This is a genomic window from uncultured Mailhella sp., from assembly GCF_944324575.1.
Classification (GTDB): domain Bacteria; phylum Desulfobacterota; class Desulfovibrionia; order Desulfovibrionales; family Desulfovibrionaceae; genus Mailhella.
Genome location: NZ_CALUWV010000008.1, coordinates 16,452 through 39,918, shown reverse-complemented (window position 1 = coordinate 39,918; position 23,467 = coordinate 16,452). Strand labels below are relative to the sequence as shown.

Below are 23,467 nucleotides of genomic sequence, written 5' to 3'. Positions count from 1 at the left end.
TATCAGTGTTGTTCCTTTTCGTCTTCCGCCATCATGCGCTCGAACATGAGCACGTCGAGCCTGCGGCCGAGCAGCATCTGCCGGTAGCGCAGAAGGAGCATGGCAAGCCACACGAGACCGAAGCTCACCACGCAGGCAATGACGGCCACGGCCATTTCCGGTTCCAGCCCTCCGCCTTCCGAGGCGAACACCGCGGGGTGGATGGAGCGCCACAGTCTGGCCGAAAGAAAGACCAGCGGGACGTCGAGAAAGCCCGCAATGGCCACAACGGACGAGAGAGCGGCACGGCGGCTTTCCGGCATGGGCATGGAGCGCACGGCCATGAAGCCCGCGTAGATGAACCACAATATGAGCGCCGTGGTCAGGCGGGGATCCCATGTCCACCACACGCCCCAGGAGTGCCGTCCCCAGATGGAGCCTGTGACGAGCGTGAGAGTGCAGAAAAGCATGCCGGTTTCCACGGCCGAGGCACAGAGAAGATCGTACTTCGGAGCGCGGCTTTTCAGATACAGAATGCCGGATGCGCAGGAGAGTGCGAAGCTGATGAGTCCCCACCAGGCAAGCGGCAGATGAAAGTAGAATATTTTCTGGGCAAGTCCCATGACCTGCTCTTCGGGCGCGTACGCAAAGACGAGCCACTGGCAGCCGGCCATGGCCAGGCCTCCCAGAAGGGCGAGAACGGCGAGGCGAGAACGAAACATCAGTCATCTCCGCTGTAGACAAAGGGGAAGAGGAGAAGTCCGGCGGCAAGGAAAAGACCGTCGAACGCCGCGGCAAGGCCCATCCAGCGCAGGGCGTCGTCGAGCATGGGCTCGGGGTCCATGCCCATGGACACGAGGCGCACGCCGGCGAGAAGCATGGGCACGAGCAGGGGAAAGAGTACGATGGACAGAAGCGATTCCCTTCCGCCTCTGCCTGTGGAGAGCGCGCCGAGCAGGGAGCCGGAAGCGGCCATGCCCACATCGCCGAGGAGTATGCCGAGAAGGGCCGTGGGCCATGCTTCACCGAGGTTCTGCCCGAGGAACACAAAGACGGCGGGCACAAAGATGCACTGGGCCGCCATGATGAGCAGTGCGCCGGCAATCGCCTTGCCGAGCCAGATGCCCTGCACGGGAGCGGGCAGAAGCACAAGGCCGAGCCTTGCCTGCGCCGTCTCCTCCACGGCGTAGAGCATGTTGAAAATGAGCACCTGACAGAAGGCCGAGGCCAGCCAGAACATGGCGGCCGCTGCCTGAGGACTGAGCCTGTCGCCCGCGTTCAGGGACAGGCTGAACAGAAACACGAGCAGCAGGCCGAGCAGCAGAGCCTGCATGAGCCCCGCACCGCGGGAGAGCGTGAGCTTGAGATCCTTGCCGCATACGGCAAGCGCACATCGCATCATGACAGACCTCCCGCCTCTTCCCTGAGGGAACGGTTTTCCAGCGTGAGCACGCGGTCGGCGTGACGGGAGTCTCCGGCCGTGTCGTGACTTATCCACAGAATGGCTGCGCCACGGCTCCGCGCCTTGAGCATGAGTTCCATGAGCATGGCGCGCGACGACACGTCAAGGCCCGTGGCGGGCTCATCCAGAAGAATGAGCGAGGGCTCGGCAAGAAGGAGTCTCGCAAGGTTGAGCCTCTGCGCCATGCCTCGTGAGAAAATGCCCGCCCGTTCATGGGCGTGACGGGCAAGTCCTACCGTTTCGAGAGCCTTCTTTGCCCGTTCTCCGGGATGGTCGAGTCCGGCTGCGCGGGCCCAGAACAGAAGATTCTCCTCGGCCTCCAGTCCCGGATAAAGAAAGGTGGCGTGGGCCATGTAGCCGAGCCTTTCGTCGGGAACGCGGCGCAGCACCGTGCCGGAATCCGGCTTTGTGAGCCCTGCCATGACGCGCATGAGCGTGGACTTGCCCGCGCCGTTGGCTCCGGCCAGAAGCGAGAGCGTGCCCGGCATGAGCGCAACGTCGATGCGGCGGAAGAGCAGCCTTGGCCCGAAGGCCTTGGCTACGCCCTGAAGCTCGAGAAGCGGTCGCACGCCTTCCATCAGCGTTCCGAGCCTTCCCCGTCGTCCGACGAGCTTTCAGGACGGCGTCTGCGCCGCAGACCGAGGAAGGGCGCAAGGCTCATGAGCGCGCCGCCTATCCACAGCCAGTTCACCAGAGGATTGGCGCTCATGCGAAGCACGGCCTTCGTGCCGTTCATGCCGAGAAGCGTGGCGTAGAACTCGCTGCCGAGCGAGGGGTGCGTGGTGGCCTCGGAAAAGGCGTAGCGCTGGAACTTGTCGTACAGACGGCGCTGTGGAGACACCGTGGCCACCACTTCCCCGTCTTTGGAGAGCTGGAGTTCGGCTTCGATGAATTCGAAGGCGTTGCCGCGTCCCTCATACATATTGGTAAGCGTCACGCTGTAGGGGCCGACCTGCACCGTTCCGCCCTGGGCAAGTTCCAGCTCCACTTCCTGCTTGTACGGCCCGGAAAAGGAAATGCCGAGAGCGACGAGCGCCACGCTCAGGTGGACGAGGCAGGCCATGAGGGAGGGCATCCATGCGCGGGTGGACTTTTCGGCCAGCATGAGCGCCATGCTTACGATGAGGGCGGCGCTCAGCGAGGCGCTCATGAGCGGCAGAGCCTGCGTGATGCCCACGCGCCAGAAGACGATGAGCGCGCCGCAGAACGCGGCGAGAACAATGACGAATTTGCGCCAGTTGCGCATGCCGCCCTGCCATTTGAGCCAGGGGCAGGCAAGAAGAAGCGCGAGCATGACGGTAAAGAGCGGCAGGCACACGCGGTTGTAGAAGTGCTGATCGAGCCCCACGGGGCGTTCGGTCCACAGTTTGCTTATGACCGGCCAGAGCGTGGCCAGCAGAATGACGAGGCCGATGGCCATGAGCAGCCACACCGTCATGACCACGAAGCCTTCGCGGGTTTCAAGGCCGCCGAGCTCTCTGGGACTTTCTTCCTTCGCGGACAGGGAAATGAAGGTGATGATCACAAGGAAGGCCAGCACGAAGAAGAGCAGGTAAGGGCCCGTGCCGTTGCCGCCGAAGGCATGCACGGAGTTCACCACGTCGCCGCGCACAAGATAGGTGGCGAAGAAGGCCGAAACCGTGGTGAGGCTCATGAGGAAGATGTTGACCCGGTGCAACTTGCCGCGCTTTGTTTCCACAATGCCGGTATGCAGGGCTGCGGTACCGATGAGCCAGGGCAGAATCGAGGCGTTTTCGACCGGATCCCAGGCCCAGTAGCCGCCCCAGCCGAGCTCCATGTAGGCCCACCAGCCGCCGAGCACGATGCCCGCCGTGAGAAAGAGCCAGCCGGTAAGGGTGAAGGGACGAGCCACGTCGAGCCAGTGCATGGGGTCTTTCTGCGAGCTCATGGCCTGCGCGAGGGCGAGACAGCCGGGAATGACGAAGCCGCCGTAGCCGAGAAAGAGCAGCGGCGGATGGAAGATCATGCCGGGATTCTGGAGCAGAGGATTCAGGCCCTGACCGTCGGCAGGCGCGGGAACGCTCACGAGGAAGGGATTGCTCCAGGTGGAGAGCAGAAGGCCGAAGAAGGCCATGATGGTCAGAAAGAATATGAGAAACCAGCTTCTTGTTTCTTCGGAAAGAGAACGATAGGTGCGGGTGAAAAGAAATGCCGTGCCGCAGACGGACACCATGAGAGCCCAGAACAGCATGGAGCCTTCATGTCCACCCCAGAAGGCCGTACAGCGATAGAAGAGCGGCAGGGCCATGTCGGTATAGTTTGCCACGTAGTCCACGGAAAAGTCGCAGACCACGAAGGCGTACATGAGAATGCCGGAAGATATCAGCAGGCAGAGGGAACCTGCGCCCTGCGCGTATTCAAGCCAGCGCAGTTCGGAGTGCTTGCCCTGAAGAAGCTGCGCCGTGCCGATGGCGGCTCCGGCGAGCGCGGCGAACAGTGAAATGAGAAGACAGACATAGGCGGCAAGATACATGGAAGCTCCTGAAACGGGAAAAGACAGGCGAAAAGGTCTCGGAAACGACGGAAAGGGAACGGCCGAAGGCTCGTTCCCTTTCCGTCAGGCGTGTTCCCGATTGCTTTTTTCGTATTTGGAAGGGCACTTGGTCATGAGCGTCTTCGCCGTGAAGTCCCTGCCGTCCATGCGGCCCTCCACAATGACTTCGGCGCCCTTTTCAAAGGTATCCGGCAGCGCGCCCCGGTAGTGTACCCGGATGCCGAGTTCCGGCTTTTCCAGATCACGGAGCGTGAAAACGGCCCCGAGACCGTTTTCCGGCCTGACGATGTCATCGGCAGCCACGCCGAACAGCCTTGCGGATTTCAGCTTTTCTGAAGGCATGGCCACGGCTTCGGCCACGTTCAGATGATACATGCTGCCCTCGGAAAGGGCCGACCACAGCATGAAGCCCACGCCTCCGGCCAGAAGGACGAAGGCCGTGAGATATATGCACAGATTCTTCTTTGCCGACATGGAATTACCTCCTGAGGGATGGTCAAGCATCGGTCAGGTTGCTGCCGTTTTCAGTGATTTGCGTCACCGGGGAGACGGGTCGGACCATTTCATGATTTTCATGATGCCGCCCGTGAGAACTTTGACAGATTTGATGTCTTCATGCAAGTAGGAATTGTTCCTGTTTAGGCTTCCTCGGCGTGTTCGGTTCGCGCGGAAGCCGTGGTCTTTGCCCGGCGGTTTCTGGCCACGGCGCGGAGGTCGGCGGCCACGTCGCTTTCATCGACGATTTCACGGCCCAGCATTTCTTCCATCACGTCCTCGAGAGAAATGACGCCCGCAAGGCCGCCGTACTCGTCGAGAACGGCAAACAGATGCTGATGGCGTTCCAGAAATTCGGCCAGCACCTTGTCGAGCGTGAGCGATTCGAGCACAAAGTGCACGGGCTGCATGATCTGGGCAAGCGTCATGTTGCCTTCATGGGCGTCTCTGTGAAGTACCACGTCGCGGCGCAGCACGATGCCAACGATGTCCTCGTTGTCCTCGGCGTACACGGGAATGCGGCTGAAATGCCAGAAGGAGGGAATGGCGTGGGCTTCGTCCACGGTGCAGTTTTCCGAAAGAGAGAACACCACGGTGCGCGGCGTCATCACGTCGTGCACGCGTTTCTGGTCCAGCGCAAGGATGTTACGGATGGCGGTTTCCTCATAGCTCTGAATGACGCCTGCCTGACGGGAGATGCGCGCCATGGCGTTGATGTCGTCTTCCGTGGCTTCTGGGCCTGCCTTTTTCGGCGTGATGAGCTTCGTTATCTGACCGGACAGCCAGGTGGCAGGGCGCAGCACCGTGGTCATGAAGAAAAGCGGAAGCGCAAGGATACGACCGAGCGCGCCGGGGTAGGACACGCCGAGGGTCTTGGGGATGATTTCGCCGAACAGCAGCACGAGCACGGTGAAAAGCGCGGCGAAGTAGGGCGTGTTTTCCGGCCCGAGCGCCGCGGCGGCCAGTGCGCCCGCAAGAGATGCGCCCGCCGTGTTGGCGATGGTGTTCAGCGTGAGAATGGCCGATATGGGCTGATCCACGTTGGAGCGCATATGGTACAGAATCTTTCCGGAGCGGGAACCGGATTCCTTCATTTTTTCTAGTGTGGTCCATGGAATGGAATAAAGCATGGCTTCCATGGTGGAGCAGAGCGCGGAAATGGACAGGGCAAGAACGATGGTGATGATGAGGGCGGTCATGGCAGGGCCGGGGTTGAAGGTTAATCTGCGTCATTCTAGCCGAAGAAGCCCGTCACGGCAATGGCGGAAGCCGGCCTTTGACGGGCGACGGCTCTCAGGGGAGAGGTTCCATGGAGCAGTTGACCGTGAGCCCTCTGCGCTCAAGGCAGCGGCTGCCCCACGCGTACATGGACTCCAGCACGGGACGTATGCTCCGCCCGAATTCCGTGAGCGAGTATTCCACCCGGGGAGGAATGACGGGAAATATTTCCCGGTGCACGAGACCGTCGTTTTCCAGCTCCCTGAGCTGCTGGGTCAGCATCTTTGGCGTGGCGGCGGGAACGGCTCGCCGAAGCTCGGAAAAGCGCATGGGGCCGGAAATCAGCTTCCAGAGAATGAGAGTCTTGTACTTGCCGCCGATCATGGAGAGCGTGGCTTCCACGGGACAGTGAAGCTCTGCGCCCGGCATCGGTGCGGCGTGGGAACAGCAGCAGGAGGCATTGTCGTTCATAATGGTATCCTTTTAGATACTATATATCAAAAAAGTACGTTCTTGCTTATAAAATATTCATAGCTATAAAAGAAACGTAAGTCAAACGAAGATGTCCGGAAGGGACGTCGTCTCCCGCAAGGGAAAGGAGAATGATCATGAAGAAAGTCATCTGCATCGAAGGCATGCGCTGCGGGCACTGCACCTCCAACGTGGACAAGGCTCTGCGTGAAATTCCCGGCGTCAGCGACGTGACCGTGGATCTTGCCTCCAAGACCGCCACGGTGGAAGCCGCGGACGGCGTTTCCGACGAAGCGTTCAGAAAGGCCGTGGACGATCTCGGCTTTGACGTCACCGCCATCCGCTGAATCTTGTCATGATGCCGGATTCCGTCTCTGCCTGGAGCGGGACGGAGCACCGGCTTTCGGAAGACGCCATGCCCCTTTGTCCGACGCCTTGAGCGGCCGCGCCGGCAGGGGCGCGTCTTTCCGGCATTGCGCCGTGCCGCCGGCCCCTCGGGACGGTGACGGGCGCGGGCTGCGCTTTTTCGGGAGGCTCGCCGGATTCGGGCGCGTCGTCGCATGTTCCCCCTCGTTTGAGGCGTTCCCGGGACGGGCCTTCCGAAGGCGCATCGTCGGGCTGCTCGTCGATTTTTTGATTGTCATCGCTTTTTTCCTGCCCGCATTCGCCGGATCTCCTCCTGTCTGCCCATTCCTTCGGCTGGTGCGGGCACTCACGTTTCCAAGCGAGAAAGTCCCATGAAAAACAATCCCGAGATTCTCAGGTTTCGTATAGACGGCATGGCCTGCGGGGCCTGCTCCGCCCGTTCGCAGAAGGCCCTCTGCAAGATGGAGGACATAGACAGCGCCAGCGTGAGCCTTGCCGACGGCACGGCTCAGGTTCGTCCTGCCGAAGGCGCGCTGGACAAGGGGCTTGACGCCTTCGTCAGAGAGGTGACGGAAAGGGTGGACCGGCTCGGCTTCAAGGCCTCCTATCTGCCCCCGGACGTGGATGAACACGATCTGTGGGAAAGCGAGCAGAAGAAGACCCGGGCCGATCTGGCCGAGCGTCGCAGCCATCTCGTCACGGAGTTCATTTTTGCCGTGCCGCTCGTGTTCGTGGCCATGGGCAGTCACTGGGGCCTGCCGCTGCCGTCGTGGCTTTCGCCGCACGAAAGTCCGCTCATCTTTGCCCTGTTCCAGCTTCTTCTTACGCTGCCCATAGTCTGGTCCGGCCGGGCCTTCTACCGGCACGGCATTCCGCTGCTTCTGCGAGGCGCGCCCAACATGGATTCCCTTGTGGCCATGGGCACGGGCGCGGCGCTGCTCTACAGCCTGTGGAGCACGGCGGAGACAGCCGCGGCGGTCACGCCCGAAGAGGCGCATCAGGCCGTCATGGGTCTGTACTATGAATCCGCGGGCATGCTCATTGCGCTCATTTCCCTCGGCAAGTACATGGAGGCCGTGTCCCGTACGAGGACGTCCGAGGCCATCCGCGGTCTCATGGAACTCACGCCCGAGAGTGTGGAACGCATGATGCCCGACGGGAGCGTGAAGGATATTTCCGTGAGCTCCGTCATGCCCGGCGACAGACTGCTCATCAAGCCCGGCTCCCGCATTCCCGTGGACGGCGTGGTGGCCGAAGGTTCCTCTTCTCTCGACATGTCGAGTCTTACGGGCGAATCCATGCCCGTGGACGTCGCCTCGGGGGACGAGGTCAACGCCGGAACGCTGAACATCAGCGGATCCTTCGTCATGGAAGCCCGTCGCGTGGGCTCGGATACGGCTCTTGCGCGCATCATCCATCTCGTGCGTGAGGCGCAGGGCTCCAAGGCGCCCATAGCCGGTCTTGCCGACCGCATCAGTCTGTATTTCGTGCCCGCCGTCATCGCCGTGGCCACGGCGGCCGCCCTTGCGTGGCTTTTCCTCGGCAATCTGCCCTTCGGCGAGGCCCTGCGCGTCTTTGTGGCCGTGCTGGTGGTGGCCTGTCCCTGCGCGCTCGGTCTTGCCACGCCCATGTCCATCATGGTGGCCACGGGCCGCGGCGCACAGCTCGGCGTGCTCATGAAAAACGGTACGGCGCTGGAAGCGTCGGGACATCTCGACACCATCGTGTTCGACAAGACGGGCACGCTTACCGAAGGCAGCCCCCGCCTGGTGAGCCTGCACGCGGAAGCCATGGATGAAAACGAGGCGCTCACGCTGGCCGCTTCGCTGGAGGCCGTGTCCGAGCATCCGCTCGCGCTGGCCGTGACGCAGGAGGCAAAGGATCGCGGTCTTGCCGCAATGTCCGTGGACGGCTTTCTCGCCGTGGGCGGCGCGGGCGTGACCGGACGCGTGGACGGACGGGAACTTCTGCTCGGCAACGAAAGGCTGCTGTCCGAGCACGGCGTCGCTCTTTCCGAAGACCAGAAGAAGCTTGTCACGAGTCTTGCCGACGAGGGGCAGACGCCGCTTCTGCTTGCTTCGGACGGAAAGCTTCTGGCCGTGATGGGCGTGGCCGATCCGCTGCGTGAGGAAACGCCCGGCGTCATTCGCGACCTGCGGGTCATGGGCTGCCGCGTCATGATGCTGAGCGGCGACAATGAGCGTACCGCGCGTGCCGTGGCGGCAAGGGCAGGCATCGACGACGTGGTGGCCGGCGTGCGGCCCGACGGCAAGGAGCAGGTCATTTCCCGTCTTCAGGTCGAAGGCAGGCGCGTGGGCATGGTGGGCGACGGCATCAACGACGCCCCGGCCCTTGCCCGCGCCGACGTGGGCATGGCCATGGGTTCCGGCATCGACGTGGCCATGGAAGCCGGCGACGTGGTGCTTCTGCGCGGTCTGCCCGGCGTGAAGACGGCGCTCGCTCTCGGTCGAGCCACGCTTTCGAACATACGCCTCAGTCTGTTCTGGGCCTTCGGCTACAACGTGCTGCTCGTGCCCGTGGCCGCAGGCGTGCTGCTTCTGTTCGGCGGCCCCTCCATGTCGCCCATGCTGGCGGGTGCGGCCATGTCCCTTTCGTCCGTGTCCGTGGTGCTCAACGCCCTGCGTCTGAGAAACTTCCGCTGAAGTCATGCGCTTATTCCGAAAAGGCCCCGACCGTCGTCTGCCGGGGGCCTTTTCGTGTCTGTTTTGTGCTTTCTGAAGCTGTGTATTTTCCGGGCTCTGTGTCGTATCATGACGAACAGCGGAGGTGACGCATGGACATTTCATCCGGCCTGTCGGAACTCAGGGAGCTGCTTTTGCGTCGTCTGCCGGACGATGTCATGATGGATGCCGGTTTGACCGGCGTACGCATAGGACGGCGCAGCCAGGCCAACAGACCGGAAGCCTGTCTGTATACGCCCGTTATCGCGCTTCTGGCAGGAGGCAGAAAGCATTCCGCCGTGGGAGCGGAGGAATACGACTACGGTCCGGGCGACTGTCTTCTGGTCGGCATGGATATGCCCGCCCTTTTTTATGTAAGCGAGGCGTCGGCTGACGATCCGTATCTCGGCGTGTCGCTCAGGCTCGATCCGGCCGTGCTCTCAGAGCTTGCAGACAAGGGAGGAATGACGGTCCCGTCTCGGGAGGAGACGAGGGCCGTGGCCCTGATCCATGCCGACAATGCGCTTGTCGATGCCTTCATCCGGCTGGTTCGCCTGCTGGACTGTCCGCATGATGCTCCGTATCTTTTGCCGCTCATCGTGCGGGAAATCCATTACAGGGCGCTGCTTTCCCCGGCAGGACCGTGGCTTGCCGGACTTTGCAGGGAGGGGACTTCCGGTCGTCAGGTGGCGGAGGCCGCCGCGTGGATAAGGGAGCACTTTCGTCTTCGCCTGAACGTGGAGGTGCTGGCCCGGCAGGTAGGCATGGGCGTTTCCACTCTGCACCATCATTTCCGGGCCATGACGGCCATGAGTCCTCTCCAGTATCAGAAAAGGCTGCGGCTCATGGAGGCTCGCAGGCTCATGGTGCTGGAGGCGTGCGATGCCGCCTCGGCGGGATTTTCCGTAGGGTATGAGAGCGTATCGCAGTTCAGCCGTGAATACCGGCGCCTGTTCGGGCTTCCGCCGGGGCGCGATGCTGAGGAGGGACGCCGGAAGAGAGCCGGAAGACGTCAGATGTCGTAGCGGATGGCGCAGAGCATTTTGACCACGGCCGGGTCTCTGTGATCGAAGAACACACTTTTTCCCGTGTCGAGCGCGGCAATGCGCGCCATGTCCTCATCATCGAGCGCAAAGTCGAAAATGGCGAAGTTTTCGATCATGCGTTCCGGATGCACGCTTTTGGGAATGGCAATGACGTTGCGCTGATTCAGCCAGCGCAGCACCACCTGTGCCACGGTTCTGTCGTGCTTTTCCGCCACGGCGAGCAGCACGGGATTGTGGAAGAGGTTGTTCCGCCCCTCGGCAAAAGGCCCCCACGACTCCATGCGCACGCCGTATGCTTCCATGACGGCCATGGCCTCACGCTGCTGACAGAAGGGATGCGTTTCCACCTGATTCACGGCGGGCGCGATTCTGCTGTGAATGATGAGATCGACAAGACGGTCGGGCGGGAAGTTGCTTACGCCTATGGCGCGGATTTTCCCTTCTTCATGCAGATCTTCCATGGCGCGCCAGGAACCGTATACGTCGCCGAATGGCTGATGGATGAGGTAGAGATCCACGTAGCTTGTGTCGAGACGCCTGAGGGATGCGGCAAAGGCCGCCTTTGTTTCTTCATAGCCCGTGTTCTGAAGCCACAGCTTGGTGGTGAGAAAAATGTCTTCGCGCGCAATGCCGCTTTGCTTCATGGCCTTTCCCACGGCCTCTTCGTTGATGTAGGCGGCTGCGGTGTCGATGTGGCGATAGCCGGCTGCAAGAGCGGCCGATACGCAGCCTTCGCACATATCTGCGCTTATCTGATAGACGCCGAATCCCAGCATGGGCATGGAAACGCCGCAGTTCAGGGTGATTTCCTTCATGGATGACCTCCGTTGTTCTTATGGCCGGCGGGAGTGTTTCCGGCTGTGGCCCATGACAAGATATAGGGGGTTGGCGTTGTCGGGTACATGCCTTTTCCTGTCGCTTGCTTGCCTTTTTCTGCCGAAAAAAAGCCCGCCCGGCAAAAGCCGGACGGGCCTGAAGTCAGAGGAGCGGAAGCGCTACAGCACCGCGCCGCCGAGATCCTGACCGAGCGTGCGGTGAGCACGCAGAGAGTGTGTCAGGGCATGGGAGGCCTCGCCGGAGAAAATTTCCTCTCTGGCAGCCATGAGCGCAAGAGGCAGCACTTCGTCGGCGTCGCGCACGAAGTGGATGTCGAGCGTCTTGCGAATCTCTTCGGGCACTTCCTTGAGGTCCTTTTCGTTGTCGGCGGGAACGAGCACGGTCTTCATGCCGGAACGGCTTGCGGCAAGCAGTTTTTCCCGCAGACCCCCGATGGGAAGCACGCGACCGCGCAGGGTGATTTCGCCGGTCATGCACACATCGTCGTGCACGGGAATGCCGAGCAGCGCGGAGGCTATGGCCGTGGCCAGCGTGATGCCTGCCGACGGGCCGTCCTTGGGTACCGCGCCTTCGGGCACGTGCACATGAATGTCGATGTCCTTGTAGAAGTCGGGACGCAGGCCGAGCTGACTGGAACGGGAACGGATGTAGGAGAAAGCCGCATGAGCGGATTCCTTCATGACGTCGCCGAGCTTGCCCGTGACCTGCACCTTGCCGTTGCCGGGCATGATCACGGTTTCAATGTACAGAATGTCGCCGCCTGCTCCGGTGTAGGCCAGGCCCGCCACCACGCCGACCTGCGGCGCGTTTTCCTTTTCGTCGTAGCGGTACTTCTTGACGCCGAGGAAGTCCTCAAGGTCATTTTCCGCAATGGTCACGCAAAGGTTCGTGTCGCCTGCGTCCACAAGGCGGATGGCCGTCTTGCGGCACAGGGAGGCTATCTGCCTCTCCAGATTGCGCACTCCGGATTCGCGGGTATAGGAGCGGATGATTTCCAGAAGCGCTTCGTCCGTGAGGTTCATGTTCTCGGCGCGAAGTCCGTGCAGCTTCCACTGTCGGGGAAGCAGGAATTCCCGGGCGATGTGCACCTTTTCGCCTTCAAGGTAGCTTGAGAGCTCGAGCACTTCCATGCGGTCGAGAAGCGGCGCGGGGATGCTCTGCATGGAATTGGCCGTGGTGATGAAGAACACCTGGGAGAGGTCGTAATCCATGTCGAGGTAATGATCGTTGAACGCGCTGTTCTGTTCCGGATCCAGCACTTCGAGAAGCGCGGAGGCCGGATCGCCGCGGAAGTCCACGGTCATCTTGTCGATTTCGTCGAGGCAGAAGAGCGGGTTGTTGGACTTGGCCCTCTTCAGCGCCATGATGATCTTGCCGGGCAGAGCGCCGATGTAGGTGCGGCGATGTCCGCGGATTTCGGCCTCGTCACGAACGCCGCCGAGGGAAATGCGTACGAACTCGCGGCCCGTGGCCTCGGCTATGGACTTGGCGAGCGAAGTCTTGCCCACGCCGGGAGGCCCCACCAGGCAGAGAATGGGCCCTTTGAGGGATCCTGAGAGCTTCTGCACGGCAAGGTATTCGAGAATGCGGGTCTTGGCCTTTTCAAGGCCGTAGTGACCTCCGTCGAGCACTTCTCTGGCTTTGGCAAGATCAATGTCTATCTTCTTGAGCTCGTTCCACGGCAGGTCGATGATCCAGTCGACGTAGTTTCTGGCCACTACGTATTCCGAGGAGGCGGGAGGCATCTGGCGGAGTTTGCGCACTTCGCGAAGAGCACGTTCGCGGGCTTCCTCGGGCATGTTCTTGGCCTTGAGCTGTTCCTCAAGTTCGAGAATCTCGGCCTGAATGTCGTCGTGCCCGAGCTCCTTGTTGATGGCCTTGAGCTGCTCGGTCAGGTAGTATTCCTTCTGGTTCTGCTCCATCTGCGCCTTGACGCGGCTCTTGATGGTCTTGTCGATGCTGGAGGAGATGAGCTCTCCGCCGAGGGATTCGTAGACCTGACGCAGTCTCTGCCCCTGATCCAGCGTTTCCAGAATGGCCTGTTTGTGCAGGTAGTCCGCCCTGAGGCAGGGCGCCACGGCGTCGGCCAGCGTGCCGGGGTCTTCAATGAGGGCGAAGGCCGCAAGCTGTTCGGGCGTGATGCGGCGGTTCTGACGGCAGGCTTCCGAAAGGGATTCCTGCAGGGCTTCCACCACGGCGGGAAGTTCGTCGTCCCGGTTCAGCGTTTCTTCCACGCGCACGGTGCGCAGGCGCGGAAAGGCTCTGTCGCCGAAGGTGGAGCTTGCGTTCAGAGGCAGCCACGAGGCGCGGTACAGGCCCTCGCACACGAGCTTGATGGTGTTGTCCTGAAGACGGTCGGCGCGCAGAACGCGGCTGACCACACCTATGCGGAACAGGTCTTCGGGACCGGGCCGTTCGATGGCGGAGCTGGTCTGCGCTACCAGAAATATCTGTTTGTCGTATTCGGTGACGGCGCTGTTGATGGCGCTTACCGAAGCCGAACGCCCGACATGGAACGTCATGACGGCGTGCGGAAACATCACCACTTCACGAAGAGTGATTATGGGCAATTCCAGCGGAGTCTGTTCAGCCATAAGGAACCTCGTATTCCCGTTACGGAATTGCGTTCCTGTCCGGCATGGAGGCCGGGCAGGAACGCAAGACCATGGGACCGGGGATGCCCCCGGAGAAAGTTTATCCCGTGTCGCGCGTCAGGCAGGCTGCTGCTGCGCCTGAGCGCGCCGGTTGAAGCGCCCCGCGAGCCGTTACCGGCTTTCTGCGGAACTCTTCAGAACGGGCTTGTCCTTCCCCTCGATGACGCCGCGGGTGATGATGCACTCGGTGACGTCCTTGAGGGTGGGGAGTTCATACATGATGTCGAGCATCACGTTTTCCAGTACGTTGCGAAGGCCGCGGGCGCCGGTCTTGTTGTCCAGCGCCTTTTCCGCTACGGCCCGCAGCGCGTCGTCCTCGAAGGTGAGCGTCACGCCGTCGAGCTCGAAGAGCTTCTGGTACTGCTTGACCAGTGCGTTTTTCGGTTCGGTCATGACGCGCAGAAGATCGTCCACGTCGAGCTCTTCCACATGGGTGATCACCGGAATGCGACCGATGAATTCGGGAATGAGCCCGAACTGCACGAGGTCGGAGGGAAGCACCCTGTCGAGCAGCTCGCCTATGCGGTGTTCGGTCTTCTTTTCGATGTGCGCTCCAAAGCCCATGCTGGTGCCGCGCGAACGCGATTCCACCAGCTTTTCCAGCCCGATGAACGCGCCGCCCATGATGAACAGGATGTTCGAGGTATCCATGCGGATGAACTCCTGCTGCGGGTGCTTGCGTCCGCCCTTGGGCGGGATGTTGGCCACGGTGCCTTCGATGATTTTCAAAAGAGCCTGCTGCACGCCCTCGCCCGAAACGTCGCGGGTGATGGACGGACCATCGGCCTTGCGGGAAATCTTGTCGATTTCGTCGATATAGATAATGCCCTTGCACGCGGCGTCAAGGTCGTAGTCGGCGTTCTGCAGAAGCTGGACGAGAATGTTTTCCACGTCTTCGCCCACATAGCCGGCCTCGGTGAGCGTGGTGGCGTCGGCTATGGCGAAGGGGACCTTGAGAATGCGCGCCAGCGTACGGGCAAGCAGCGTCTTGCCGCTGCCCGAGGGGCCGAGCAGCAGGATGTTGCTCTTTTCGAGCTCCACGCCTTCGATGGCTCCGGCGTGAAACACCCGTTTGTAATGGTTGTGCACGGCCACGGAAAGAATTTTCTTGGCGCGCTCCTGACCGATGACGTAGTCGTCGAGGCGCGCCTTGATCTGCTGCGGGGTGAGCAGCTCGCCGGGGGCGTTCTTCTGCTCTTCCTCGGCGTCCTCTTCCGCCATGATGCGGGAGCAGGCGGCCACGCACGCATCACAGATGCACACGTCGCCCTGCATCACGAAATGGCGGGCCTGAGAGCTGCTCTTGCCGCAGAAGGAGCAGTGGAGTTCCTTTTCTTCGTCGCTCATGCCTTTTGTCCTGCAAGGGCCGCCACATCGTGGCGGGAACTGAGGATGCGGTCGATAAGACCGAACTTGAGGGCTTCTTCGGCGGACATGAAGTTGTCGCGCTCGGTGGCTGCGGACACGCGGGCAAGGGTATTGCCGGTGTTTTCGGCAAGAATGCGGTTAAGATTCTTCTTGAGCCGAATGCCTTCGCGCACGTGTATGTCCATGTCGGTGATCTGGCCCTGCACGCCGGCGGAGGGCTGATGGATCATGATGCGGCTGTTGGGCAGGCTGTAGCGCATGCCCTTGGCGCCGCCGGCCAGAAGAAAGGCGCCCATGCTGGCGGCCTGGCCTATGCACATGGTGGCCACGGGAGGAGCGATGAACTGCATGGTGTCGTAAATGGCCATGCCCGCAGTGACCGACCCGCCGGGACTGTTGATGTAAAGGCTGATTTCCTTCTCGGGGTCCTGCGACTCCAGAAACAGAAGCTGGGCGCAGATGAGAGACGCCGTGGCATCGTTGACCTCATCGCACAGAAGCACGATGCGGTCCTTGAGCAGACGGGAGTATATGTCGTAGGAACGTTCTCCGCGTCCGGTGGATTCGATAACGAAGGGAATAGTCACGTCTGGACTCCTTAAGAAAGGAATTCCCCAGCCCATGGGGCCGGGGAATCGTTCCTTGTTCCTGATTCTTTATTCGGCCTTGGCTTCGGCGGGAGCGACCTTCTGGGCCTTGTCGAACATGAGGTTCATGGCCTTGCTGTTCACCATGCGGTCCTGAATGTCGTTGACGGCGCCGTTCTGGTACAGAGCCTCGCGCAGCTTGTGGAAGTCCTGACCGTACTGACGGGCCATCTGCATGATCTGCATGTCGACTTCCTGAGCGGAAACTTCGATCTTTTCGCGGCGGGCGAGCGCGGTGAGGAAGAGCTGAACGCGGGCGCGTTCTTCAGCCTGCTTGCGGCTGTCTTCGCCCATGTTCTTGACGGTCTCGTCAACGGCTTCCTTTTCAAGACCCTGCTGGCTGAGGTACTCGCGCACTTCGTTTTCGTATTCTTCCTGCTGGGCCTTCACCACGGCTTCGGGCAGGGGGAAGGTCTGACCTTCGAGCACGGAGGTCATGAGCTTGCGTTCGGCTTCGCTGCGGGCGGTGGTGAGCTTGTTGTGATTGGCCTGATCGGCAACCATCTTCTTGAGACCGTCGAGATCGGCAAAGCCGAGCTTCTTGGCGTAGTCGTCATTGAGCTCGGGCAGAATTTCGCGGCTGATCCGGTTGAGCTTCACGCGGAGATTCACGGTCTTGCCGCGAAGAGACTCGTCTACATGGTCTTCGGGGCAGACCATGGAGCCGGTGCCTTCCTCGCCGGCGTGCAGGCCGCGGATGATCTTGTCGAGTTCGGAAAGTTCCTTGCCGTCCTTGGGTTCGGAAAGCTGAATGCTGTAGTTTTCCACCTTCATGCCGGGCACGCTCTTGCCGTCCACGTCGCCGTCCACGTCAATGGTGACGATGTCGCCGTTTTCGGGAAGACGAGCTTCCTTCACTTCCTCCAGCGTGGCGGTGCTCTTCAGCAGGCGGTTCATGAAGGCGGCCACTTCTTCTTCCGTGGCTTCGGAAGAATCCATTTCCACGGTAAGGGCGGAAAGGTCTTCGGGCAGCTTGATGTCGTCGGGCAGGGTTTCAAAGCTGAAGGAGAAGGACAGGTCCTGACCGCGGGTGATCTGGCCGCCTTCGTAGTCGAGGCGGGAGAGGGGCTTTATGTCTTCTTCCTTCAGAATGTCGGCTACGCGGCGTTCCACCAGCGTTTCGGTGGCACGGGAAATCACTTCCCCGGCAAAGCGCTTTTCAATGACGGAAGCGGGAGCCTTGCCCTTGCGGAATCCGGGCAGCGTGACGGAAGCGCCCACTTCGCGGGCAGCGGCGGAAAGCGCGGCGTTGACTTCCTCGGCGGGGACGGTCACGCTGATCTTGCGGGAAACGGGGGAAACGACTTCAATGCTGTGAGCCATATCGGTAAAACTCCTTATGAATGAGCCGCCGGACCTTGCGTGTCCGACGGAGGAAATGGCGCAAAAAAAGTGGTGCGAGAGGAGAGGCTTGAACTCTCAAGGATTGCTCCGCTGGATCCTAAATCCAGTGCGTATGCCAGTTTCGCCACTCTCGCAGAAAAGCTCCATATACTGCAAGGCGATGAATTTAACACAGCTTCGCGCCGGAGGCAAGAGGAACGGCGCTTGCCCGGCGGCCTGCGGCACAGGTTTTCCGTCCTTGAGCAGCGGGAGATTTCCCTTCATCAACTGCGGCCTGTCGTCCCCTTTGCCGGTCGGAAAAAGAGCTCCGGCAGGAGAGAAAGGCAGGCGGAAATATTTTCCGCCGGAAAGACGTGCGGAAGGCGGTCAAAAAAAGCCCGCCGGAGGATGTTCCGGCGGGCCCTGGTCGAGGGATGCGTATGACTACGCAGCGTAAAGCTGTTTTTTCAGCCAGTTCTTCATGGGATCGGAGGGCATGAACACTCCCTTGAGAGAACCGAATTCCTGCTGGAAGTCGCCTTCAAGCTCCTTGGGAAGAGGATAGACCCACAGATCTTCCGTGGCCTCGGAATTGCGCATGACAAGGCGCAACGTGGGATGGTCGGTCCAGTTGTCGAGCACGAAGTAGTGGGCAAAGTCGTCCTTGGAACGGACGGGCGGATGCTCGGCCCTCCAGTCGTTGTTTCCCCATTCCAGGTACAGGGTCACGGCGTCGGCGGGGTCAAGGTTCCATTCTATGGGAAGGCGGCTGAAGGCCTTGAGCTGATCGGGGGTATTGTACTGCATGGTCAACTCCTTTATGGGAGAAAACTGGAGCGGCGGCGGAATCGTCGCTCCATAAGCATGGTCGTTGAAAACAGTATGGATATGAATTGCATTCTTGTCAAGAATAATTCCTAATAAGAAAAACGGAAGTTTTTCCGAAGATGGAAAAATAAGTTCTTTCCCGTTGTTTTTCCACGGTATTTTATTTTATGACGTGATGAAGGTCACGCACTTCAAATTTTCTGTCGGATTCTTTGCAGGGCGTTCCCAGGCGCTCCGGGCGAGGAGCGGCATATTTTTGCCAAAGTGGGGCCTGTTGAAATACGAAAACTCGAACCAGGGCAGAGAAGCGGCAGAGGTGTTTTGGGAACAAAAAAGGGCGCCTCCCGGAAGGGGAGACGCCCGAAGCCTTTCACCTGGAGCCGGAAGCTAGATTCTGCCGTAGGAGGCGAGAACCTCGCGCAGAAGGGCGACGGTCTTTTCGCTGGCGCTGCAGAGCGGCAGACGAACGTCGGGTTCCATGCGGCCCATGAGAGACAGTGCGGTCTTGCAGGGGATGGGATTGCTCTCGACAAACATGACGCGGTTCATGGGTTCGAGCTTGTAGTGCAGACGGCGGGCTTCCTCGTAATCGCCGCGCTCGCAGGCCGCGGTGAGGGCGGACATGATGTCGGGCAGCACGTTGGCCGTCACGGAAATCACGCCCTTGCCGCCCACGGCGTAGGTGGGAAGCACGGTGAAGTCGTCGCCGGAAAGCAGAATGTAGTCTGCCGGGCACTGTTCAAGGATGTTGGAGATCTGAACCAGGTTGGCGGTAGCTTCCTTGCAGCCGATGACGTGTTCGAGCTCGCGGGCCATGCGGGCCTGCGTGGCGGGCAGCACGTTGGAGCCGGTGCGGCCGGGTACGTTGTACACGAACATGGGCAGAGCCACTTCGTCGTTGATGGCCTTGAAGTGCTGGAAGATGCCTTCCTGCGTGGGCTTGTTGTAGTAGGGGGAGATGAGCAGGGCAGCATCGGCGCCGGCCTTTTTGGCAAAGCGGGTCAGGCTGATGGCCTCTACGGTATTATTGGAGCCTGCGCCGGCAATGACGGGGACGCGTCCCTTCACCTGATCCACGCAGATGCGGATGGCGGACTCATGTTCGGCATGGGTCATGGTGGCGGATTCGCCGGTGGTGCCGCAGGGCACCACGCCGTTCACGCCCTGTTCAATCTGCCACTCGATGTGAGCGCGGTAGGCCTCTTCGTCGATGGTGCCATTCTTGAACGGGGTAAGCAGAGCAGTTATCGTACCGTGAAACATGTTTTTCTCCGAGCGGGATGAATTGAATGAAGAGAGATTTCCAGACGACTGGGCCCCGGACGGTCAGAATTTCAAAAGGCTGAACATGGTAGGATCGAGAACGCCCGTGAAGACGCGGGCCACGGCTCCGGAGAGGAAAACCGAGTCGCCCTGAAGTTCAATGCCCAAGAGTTCCCTACCTGAAGTAGTGACATTGACGCAGCTGTCCGTCAACCCAAGTGCATGAGCGATACAAGTGGAAGCCGCCGCACCGGTGCCGCAGGCGAGAGTTTCCCCTTCCACGCCGCGTTCGTAGGTGCGCACATGGATGGCGTCCCTGCCGGTGACGGTGATGAAGTTCACGTTGGTGCCCTTGGGGGCGAAGTGCTCATGATAGCGGAAGATGCGGCCGAGACGGTCCACGTCCACCTTGTCGCAGTCCTCGCATACGATGACGGCGTGCGGCACACCGGTGTTCACGAAGTTGACGTCCCAGGTCTTGCCGTCCGCTTCAAGCGGCGTGTGAAGTACCAGCCCTTCGGGATGAGTGAGTTCCACGCGCGAGCGCATGTTTTCCACGTCCACCTCGGCATGGATGAGTCCGGCGTCGGTACCGAAGCACTGCGTGCGGCCGGCAAGTCCGAGATCCACGGCAAGCCAGGAGGCGCAGCGGGAGGCGTTGCCGCACATTTCCGCGCGCGAGCCGTCGGCGTTGTAGAAGTGCCAGATGAAGTCACCCTGCCTGTCTGCGGGGGTGCTGTCGAGGAAGAGCAGACCATCGGCGCCTATGCCCGTCTTGCGGTTGCACAGGATGACGGCCCAGGAGGTCATCTGCGGCACGCTGACTTCGGCCTCTCTGTTGTCGATGAAGATGAAGTCGTTGCCACAGCCGTGCATTTTATGGAAGCGTACGTTTTTCATGATAGTGTTCCGGGAAGGACCGCATGCTGCGGCCGCAGGAGATGTTTTACTGGAGCCGGTTCCATACGAACCGGATATAGGGTTGCATGACGGTGAGCGCCTTTTCGGCATCGAGGGCAATGGTGGCTCCGGCGGCGTTGCGGTGTCCGCCACCGCCGAACTGGGCGGCCACTTTCTGAACGTTATCCTTGCCGGATGAGCGGAGGCTGGCCTTGACCTGCACTTTGCCGTCCTTTTCTTCCTCACGCAGCATGAGCGCCACGCGGACGCCGGAGAGACGGCGCAGCTGTTCCACGATGCCTTCGGAGTCTTCACGGACGGCGTTGCAGGATTTCATGTCCTCAAGCGTGATGAGCGCCGCGGCGAGCTTGCCGTCCTCGAGAATGCGGACTTGCTGCATGATGCGGCCCCACAGACGCAGGCGCGCTTCGGTCCAGTTGTTTTCCATGGCTTCACGCAGCCGCGGCAGGTCGAGGCCTTCTTCCACCATGTCCGCCACAAGGCGCAGAGCTCCGGGCGTGGTGTTGCCGTAGCTGAAGTTTCCGGTATCGGCGGAAATGGCCACATACAGCGCTTCGGCAAGAGCTCCGTGAAGCGGAGCTCGGAGCGCTCTGGCGATGTATGCCACAAGCTCGCCCGTGGCGGCCATGCCGGGCTCCACCCAGTTGGCCTCGGTACCGAAGAGCGGATTGTCGAGGTGATGGTCGATGTTCACGCTGGGGACGCGGTCGAGCAGAGGCTGAATGGTCTCGCCGAGACGTGCTCTGTCGCCGCAGTCGAGGCAGACCACGAGGTCGGGGTCGCAGGGCAGGTTCTCGAGAGTCGTGAGCACGGGCCCCGGAAGCGTGAGAAAACGCAGAAAGGGCGGCAGACCGTCTTCGTTGAACACAAGCGCATCCACGCCGATGGAGCGCAGCGTCCAGGCCATGGCAAGGCTTGAGCCCATGGCGTCGGGGTCCGGGCGTGCGTGCGCGGCAATGAGCACGCGCTTGTGGTTTCGCAGAGCAAAGAGCAGTTCTTCGGGAACGGGAGTATGTTCAGTCGTCATAGAAAAACTCAAGGTCGCTGTAGACCATTTCTTCTTCGCACACGGCTTCCATCATAAGCAGGCATTTGTCCATGCGGGACTGCATATGCCGCTCGCTGTTGCTTACCGACACGACCTGCAGCCGGAGCCTGACCAGAGATTCCTCGGTGCCGGCTTCGGCTATGGCGACGTTGAAGGTGTTGCGCACCTTCTGCTTCAGGCTGTTTGCCACGCGGCGTTTGCCCTTGAGCGAGTCGTTGCCGTGCAGTGCGTATTCCACGGTGAGAACGCCTATGACCATGCCGTGAGCCTTTTTAAGAACGGTAGTCGGAGTTGAGTGACACGTATCCGTGGGAAAGATCGGAGGCCAGCAGACGTGCTTCGCCGGGGCCGGTTCCGAGTACGATGTCGAGAGGCAGATCCACGTTTTTGAGCGGTTCCTCAAGCAGGGCGTCGAAATCGAGGTCCGTGGGGCGTCCGTTGCGGAACAGTTCCACGCCGCACAGCGTTACGCGGAGAGCCATGGGATCGAAGTTCACGCCCGCGCGACCGGCGGCGGCCACGATGCGTCCCCAGTTGGGATCGCGGCCGAACATGGCCGTCTTCACGAGCTGGGAATGACCCACGGTCCGGGCCACCTTTTTGGCGTCTTCGTCGCAGGCGGCTCCCGTGACGTGGATGTGCATGACCTTGGTGGCCCCTTCGCCGTCCTTGACCAGCATGTAGGCAAGCTCGCCGAGCACTTCGGTGAGGGCCTTTTCCAGCAGGGGAAGTTCGCTTTCTCTGACGGCAACGCCGGAAGCGCCGTTGGCAAGGCCGTAGAGCGAGTCGTTGGTGGAAGTGTCGCCGTCGACGCTCACTCGGTTGAACGTGGCGTCTGCCGCGCGGCGGAACATGGCGCGCCAGGCGGAGGGGTCCACGGAGGCGTCGCACATGACGAGAGAGAGCATGGTGGCCATGTTGGGGCATATCATGCCCGCGCCCTTGGCCACGCCGGCGAGACGTACGGTTCCGCCTTCAAGGGCAAGCTCCCGACCGGACATCTTGGGATAGGCGTCGGTGGTCATCATGGCGCGGGCAAGACCTTCAATGTCCACCGTGCCGAGAGAGGCCATGAGGGAGGGAACGGCGGCTTCCCACTTGTCCATGGGCATCTGCGCGCCGATGACGCCGGTGGAAGCGGGCAGAAGATCGTCCGAAGACACGGTCAGGCCGGCGTCCTTCAGGGCGTCTTTCACCATGTCGAGCGTCCGCAGACAGTTTTCCCTGCCGGTCTCGCCGGTGCAGGCGTTGGCCTGGCCGGAGTTGAACAGCACGCCGTGCACGCCTTTGTCACCGGCTTTTTTGATGTGTTCCTCGGAGACGAGGACGGGGGCAGCCCGGAAAAGATTGGTGGTGAACACGCCCGCGACGGTGGCGGGCACGTCGCTGAAGACGAGGGAAAGGTCGTTGCGATCGAGATGCTTGCCCCGGAAATCGGCGTTGGCCGCGCCGAGACGGAAGCCCTGAGGTATCTGAATCATGGAAAGTTCTCCGTTCCTTTTGGAATGCGTGACCAATTTGCCACACTTGTCTGGCAGGTGCAAGCAACGCAAGGAACCGGAAGAAGATTACCATTGGAAAAAACAGCGGAAAATGTCGCCTTGCGCGTCCTTTCCCGCCGTGCTAATCTCCGCTCGTTCCTGACCCCCTTCTTTGTCCTTCAACCCGGCCTTCGGCCAGTGGCGAATATGTCCGAATCTTCTGAAAAGAAAGGCAAATCCATTTTATACGATTACGGCGAAGCGCTGCTCGTGGCAGTGGTGCTGGCTCTCATCATCCGAACCTTTTTGTTTCAGGCCTATACCATTCCTTCCGGATCCATGCTTCAGACCGTGCAGATAGGCGACTATGTTCTGGTCAACAAGTTCGTGTACGGCGTGAAGATTCCCTTTACCGACAAGTATCTGTTCCGCGGCGCCGATCCCAAGATCGGCGACATCATCGTGTTCAAGTATCCCCGCGATCCCGGAACCGACTACATAAAGCGCGTGGTGGGACTGCCCGGCGACGTCATTGAAATGCGCAACAAGCAGTTCTACCGCAACGGGGAGCCCGTGAAGGAAGACTACATTCAGCAGCTTTATCCCGACGTCATCGGCAGGCTGGACAACATAGGTCCCGTAACCGTGCCCGAGGACTCCTACTTTGTCATGGGCGACAACCGCGACAACTCCGAAGATTCCCGTGCCTGGGGCTGTGTGCCGCGCTCCTACATTCACGGCAAGGCCTGGCGCATCTACTGGTCGTGGGACGGTGATACCCATACGCCGAGGCTCAGCCGTCTCGGTCATCTCGTCAAATAGCATGCTTCTTTTTTTTCCGCCTCATGCGGGCAGTCTCTCCCG

The 23,467-nt window shown here is 60.8% G+C and carries 22 protein-coding genes and 1 tRNA gene; 4 read left to right on the top strand and 19 right to left on the bottom strand.

Annotation, left to right across the window (positions count from 1 at the left end):
• Positions 1 to 2: 2 nt before the first annotated feature.
• The 7 genes from ccsA to Q0J81_RS01995 all read right to left on the bottom strand — a co-directional run bounded on the left by ccsA (position 3) and on the right by Q0J81_RS01995 (position 6,140).
• Positions 3 to 701, bottom strand: coding sequence for a cytochrome c biogenesis protein CcsA (gene ccsA, locus Q0J81_RS02025; RefSeq protein ID WP_294445750.1), 699 nt, complete (start codon positions 699 to 701; stop codon positions 3 to 5).
• Positions 701 to 1,381, bottom strand: a complete 681-nt coding sequence (locus tag Q0J81_RS02020; protein ID WP_294445749.1) for a heme exporter protein CcmB — start codon at positions 1,379 to 1,381, stop codon at positions 701 to 703. The genes ccsA and Q0J81_RS02020 overlap by 1 nt, the downstream gene beginning before the upstream one ends.
• Positions 1,378 to 2,019, bottom strand: coding sequence for an ABC transporter ATP-binding protein (locus Q0J81_RS02015; protein ID WP_294445748.1), 642 nt, complete (start codon positions 2,017 to 2,019; stop codon positions 1,378 to 1,380). Before Q0J81_RS02015 ends, Q0J81_RS02020 begins: the two co-directional genes overlap by 4 nt.
• Positions 2,019 to 3,935 carry a cytochrome c-type biogenesis CcmF C-terminal domain-containing protein gene (locus Q0J81_RS02010; protein ID WP_294445747.1) on the bottom strand — a complete coding sequence of 639 codons (1,917 nt, stop codon included), beginning with the start codon at positions 3,933 to 3,935 and terminating at the stop codon, positions 2,019 to 2,021. Before Q0J81_RS02010 ends, Q0J81_RS02015 begins: the two co-directional genes overlap by 1 nt.
• A gap of 84 nt (positions 3,936 to 4,019) precedes the next feature.
• Entirely contained in the window at positions 4,020 to 4,430 is a 411-nt protein-coding gene (locus Q0J81_RS02005; RefSeq protein WP_294445746.1) for a cytochrome c maturation protein CcmE, read from the bottom strand.
• Between the two features lie 164 nt (positions 4,431 to 4,594).
• Positions 4,595 to 5,650, bottom strand: coding sequence for a hemolysin family protein (locus tag Q0J81_RS02000; RefSeq protein WP_294445745.1), 1,056 nt, complete (start codon positions 5,648 to 5,650; stop codon positions 4,595 to 4,597).
• A gap of 94 nt (positions 5,651 to 5,744) precedes the next feature.
• A complete protein-coding gene (locus Q0J81_RS01995; protein ID WP_294445744.1) occupies positions 5,745 to 6,140 on the bottom strand; it encodes a helix-turn-helix domain-containing protein in 396 nt (131 codons plus the stop codon).
• A gap of 137 nt (positions 6,141 to 6,277) precedes the next feature.
• Between Q0J81_RS01995 and Q0J81_RS01990 the strand changes: the two genes are divergently transcribed.
• The 3 genes from Q0J81_RS01990 to Q0J81_RS01980 all read left to right on the top strand — a co-directional run bounded on the left by Q0J81_RS01990 (position 6,278) and on the right by Q0J81_RS01980 (position 10,212).
• Entirely contained in the window at positions 6,278 to 6,487 is a 210-nt protein-coding gene (locus tag Q0J81_RS01990; RefSeq protein WP_294445743.1) for a heavy metal-associated domain-containing protein, read from the top strand.
• A 390-nt stretch (positions 6,488 to 6,877) separates the two neighbouring features.
• Positions 6,878 to 9,169, top strand: coding sequence for a heavy metal translocating P-type ATPase (locus tag Q0J81_RS01985; protein WP_294445742.1), 2,292 nt, complete (start codon positions 6,878 to 6,880; stop codon positions 9,167 to 9,169).
• A 131-nt stretch (positions 9,170 to 9,300) separates the two neighbouring features.
• Complete coding sequence (locus tag Q0J81_RS01980; RefSeq protein WP_294445740.1) at positions 9,301 to 10,212, top strand: AraC family transcriptional regulator; 912 nt, start codon at positions 9,301 to 9,303, stop codon at positions 10,210 to 10,212.
• Here the strand turns inward: Q0J81_RS01980 and Q0J81_RS01975 are convergent.
• The 12 genes from Q0J81_RS01975 to argJ all read right to left on the bottom strand — a co-directional run bounded on the left by Q0J81_RS01975 (position 10,200) and on the right by argJ (position 22,603).
• Entirely contained in the window at positions 10,200 to 11,048 is an 849-nt protein-coding gene (locus tag Q0J81_RS01975; RefSeq protein WP_294445739.1) for an aldo/keto reductase, read from the bottom strand. The two genes, Q0J81_RS01980 and Q0J81_RS01975, sit on opposite strands and share 13 nt — an antisense overlap.
• A 180-nt stretch (positions 11,049 to 11,228) precedes the next feature.
• Positions 11,229 to 13,664: an endopeptidase La gene (lon, locus tag Q0J81_RS01970; RefSeq protein ID WP_294445738.1), complete on the bottom strand. Its 2,436-nt coding sequence runs from the start codon at positions 13,662 to 13,664 to the stop codon at positions 11,229 to 11,231.
• 171 nt (positions 13,665 to 13,835) lie between these two features.
• Entirely contained in the window at positions 13,836 to 15,071 is a 1,236-nt protein-coding gene (gene clpX, locus Q0J81_RS01965) for an ATP-dependent Clp protease ATP-binding subunit ClpX (RefSeq protein WP_294445737.1), read from the bottom strand.
• On the bottom strand, positions 15,068 to 15,715 hold the full coding sequence (locus tag Q0J81_RS01960; protein WP_294445736.1) for an ATP-dependent Clp protease proteolytic subunit: 648 nt from the start codon (positions 15,713 to 15,715) through the stop codon (positions 15,068 to 15,070). The genes clpX and Q0J81_RS01960 overlap by 4 nt, the downstream gene beginning before the upstream one ends.
• A 33-nt stretch (positions 15,716 to 15,748) precedes the next feature.
• Positions 15,749 to 17,062 carry a trigger factor gene (tig, locus tag Q0J81_RS01955; RefSeq protein ID WP_294445735.1) on the bottom strand — a complete coding sequence of 438 codons (1,314 nt, stop codon included), beginning with the start codon at positions 17,060 to 17,062 and terminating at the stop codon, positions 15,749 to 15,751.
• Between the two features lie 70 nt (positions 17,063 to 17,132).
• Positions 17,133 to 17,217 (bottom strand) — tRNA-Leu (locus tag Q0J81_RS01950).
• Positions 17,218 to 17,506: 289 nt separating this feature from the next.
• Positions 17,507 to 17,869 (bottom strand): DVU0772 family protein, encoded by a 363-nt coding sequence (locus Q0J81_RS01945; RefSeq protein ID WP_294445734.1) that lies wholly within the window; start codon positions 17,867 to 17,869, stop codon positions 17,507 to 17,509.
• A gap of 408 nt (positions 17,870 to 18,277) precedes the next feature.
• Positions 18,278 to 19,153: a 4-hydroxy-tetrahydrodipicolinate synthase gene (gene dapA / locus Q0J81_RS01940; RefSeq protein WP_294445733.1), complete on the bottom strand. Its 876-nt coding sequence runs from the start codon at positions 19,151 to 19,153 to the stop codon at positions 18,278 to 18,280.
• A gap of 63 nt (positions 19,154 to 19,216) precedes the next feature.
• A complete protein-coding gene (dapF, locus tag Q0J81_RS01935; protein ID WP_294445732.1) occupies positions 19,217 to 20,053 on the bottom strand; it encodes a diaminopimelate epimerase in 837 nt (278 codons plus the stop codon).
• 46 nt (positions 20,054 to 20,099) lie between these two features.
• Positions 20,100 to 21,101 carry a bifunctional oligoribonuclease/PAP phosphatase NrnA gene (locus Q0J81_RS01930; RefSeq protein ID WP_294445730.1) on the bottom strand — a complete coding sequence of 334 codons (1,002 nt, stop codon included), beginning with the start codon at positions 21,099 to 21,101 and terminating at the stop codon, positions 20,100 to 20,102.
• Complete coding sequence (locus tag Q0J81_RS01925; protein WP_294445729.1) at positions 21,091 to 21,381, bottom strand: DUF503 domain-containing protein; 291 nt, start codon at positions 21,379 to 21,381, stop codon at positions 21,091 to 21,093. Before Q0J81_RS01925 ends, Q0J81_RS01930 begins: the two co-directional genes overlap by 11 nt.
• Before the next feature lie 13 nt (positions 21,382 to 21,394).
• Positions 21,395 to 22,603, bottom strand: a complete 1,209-nt coding sequence (gene argJ / locus Q0J81_RS01920; RefSeq protein WP_294445727.1) for a bifunctional glutamate N-acetyltransferase/amino-acid acetyltransferase ArgJ — start codon at positions 22,601 to 22,603, stop codon at positions 21,395 to 21,397.
• A gap of 207 nt (positions 22,604 to 22,810) precedes the next feature.
• Here argJ and lepB point away from each other — a divergent pair, with 207 nt between their 5' ends.
• Entirely contained in the window at positions 22,811 to 23,425 is a 615-nt protein-coding gene (lepB, locus tag Q0J81_RS01915; RefSeq protein WP_294445725.1) for a signal peptidase I, read from the top strand.
• Positions 23,426 to 23,467: the final 42 nt, after the last annotated feature.

What these genes read in the sequence shown, in the direction of transcription:
- Q0J81_RS01975 (WP_294445739.1), bottom strand. Translation starts at nt 11,048, where the DNA reads ATGAAGGAAATCACCCTGAACTGCGGCGTTTCCATGCCCATGCTGGGA.
- clpX (WP_294445737.1), bottom strand. Translation starts at nt 15,071, where the DNA reads ATGAGCGACGAAGAAAAGGAACTCCACTGCTCCTTCTGCGGCAAGAGC.
- Q0J81_RS01930 (WP_294445730.1), bottom strand. Translation starts at nt 21,101, where the DNA reads ATGACGACTGAACATACTCCCGTTCCCGAAGAACTGCTCTTTGCTCTG.
- Q0J81_RS01990 (WP_294445743.1), top strand. Translation starts at nt 6,278, where the DNA reads ATGAAGAAAGTCATCTGCATCGAAGGCATGCGCTGCGGGCACTGCACC.
- dapF (WP_294445732.1), bottom strand. Translation starts at nt 20,053, where the DNA reads ATGAAAAACGTACGCTTCCATAAAATGCACGGCTGTGGCAACGACTTC.
- Q0J81_RS01985 (WP_294445742.1), top strand. Translation starts at nt 6,878, where the DNA reads ATGAAAAACAATCCCGAGATTCTCAGGTTTCGTATAGACGGCATGGCC.
- Q0J81_RS02010 (WP_294445747.1), bottom strand. Translation starts at nt 3,935, where the DNA reads ATGTATCTTGCCGCCTATGTCTGTCTTCTCATTTCACTGTTCGCCGCG.
- lon (WP_294445738.1), bottom strand. Translation starts at nt 13,664, where the DNA reads ATGGCTGAACAGACTCCGCTGGAATTGCCCATAATCACTCTTCGTGAA.
- Q0J81_RS01925 (WP_294445729.1), bottom strand. Translation starts at nt 21,381, where the DNA reads ATGGTCATAGGCGTTCTCACCGTGGAATACGCACTGCACGGCAACGAC.
- Q0J81_RS02000 (WP_294445745.1), bottom strand. Translation starts at nt 5,650, where the DNA reads ATGACCGCCCTCATCATCACCATCGTTCTTGCCCTGTCCATTTCCGCG.
- tig (WP_294445735.1), bottom strand. Translation starts at nt 17,062, where the DNA reads ATGGCTCACAGCATTGAAGTCGTTTCCCCCGTTTCCCGCAAGATCAGC.
- Q0J81_RS02005 (WP_294445746.1), bottom strand. Translation starts at nt 4,430, where the DNA reads ATGTCGGCAAAGAAGAATCTGTGCATATATCTCACGGCCTTCGTCCTT.
- dapA (WP_294445733.1), bottom strand. Translation starts at nt 19,153, where the DNA reads ATGTTTCACGGTACGATAACTGCTCTGCTTACCCCGTTCAAGAATGGC.
- Q0J81_RS01995 (WP_294445744.1), bottom strand. Translation starts at nt 6,140, where the DNA reads ATGAACGACAATGCCTCCTGCTGCTGTTCCCACGCCGCACCGATGCCG.
- Q0J81_RS01945 (WP_294445734.1), bottom strand. Translation starts at nt 17,869, where the DNA reads ATGCAGTACAATACCCCCGATCAGCTCAAGGCCTTCAGCCGCCTTCCC.
- lepB (WP_294445725.1), top strand. Translation starts at nt 22,811, where the DNA reads ATGTCCGAATCTTCTGAAAAGAAAGGCAAATCCATTTTATACGATTAC.
- Q0J81_RS01960 (WP_294445736.1), bottom strand. Translation starts at nt 15,715, where the DNA reads ATGGGCTGGGGAATTCCTTTCTTAAGGAGTCCAGACGTGACTATTCCC.
- ccsA (WP_294445750.1), bottom strand. Translation starts at nt 701, where the DNA reads ATGTTTCGTTCTCGCCTCGCCGTTCTCGCCCTTCTGGGAGGCCTGGCC.
- Q0J81_RS02015 (WP_294445748.1), bottom strand. Translation starts at nt 2,019, where the DNA reads ATGGAAGGCGTGCGACCGCTTCTCGAGCTTCAGGGCGTAGCCAAGGCC.
- Q0J81_RS01980 (WP_294445740.1), top strand. Translation starts at nt 9,301, where the DNA reads ATGGACATTTCATCCGGCCTGTCGGAACTCAGGGAGCTGCTTTTGCGT.
- argJ (WP_294445727.1), bottom strand. Translation starts at nt 22,603, where the DNA reads ATGATTCAGATACCTCAGGGCTTCCGTCTCGGCGCGGCCAACGCCGAT.
- Q0J81_RS02020 (WP_294445749.1), bottom strand. Translation starts at nt 1,381, where the DNA reads ATGATGCGATGTGCGCTTGCCGTATGCGGCAAGGATCTCAAGCTCACG.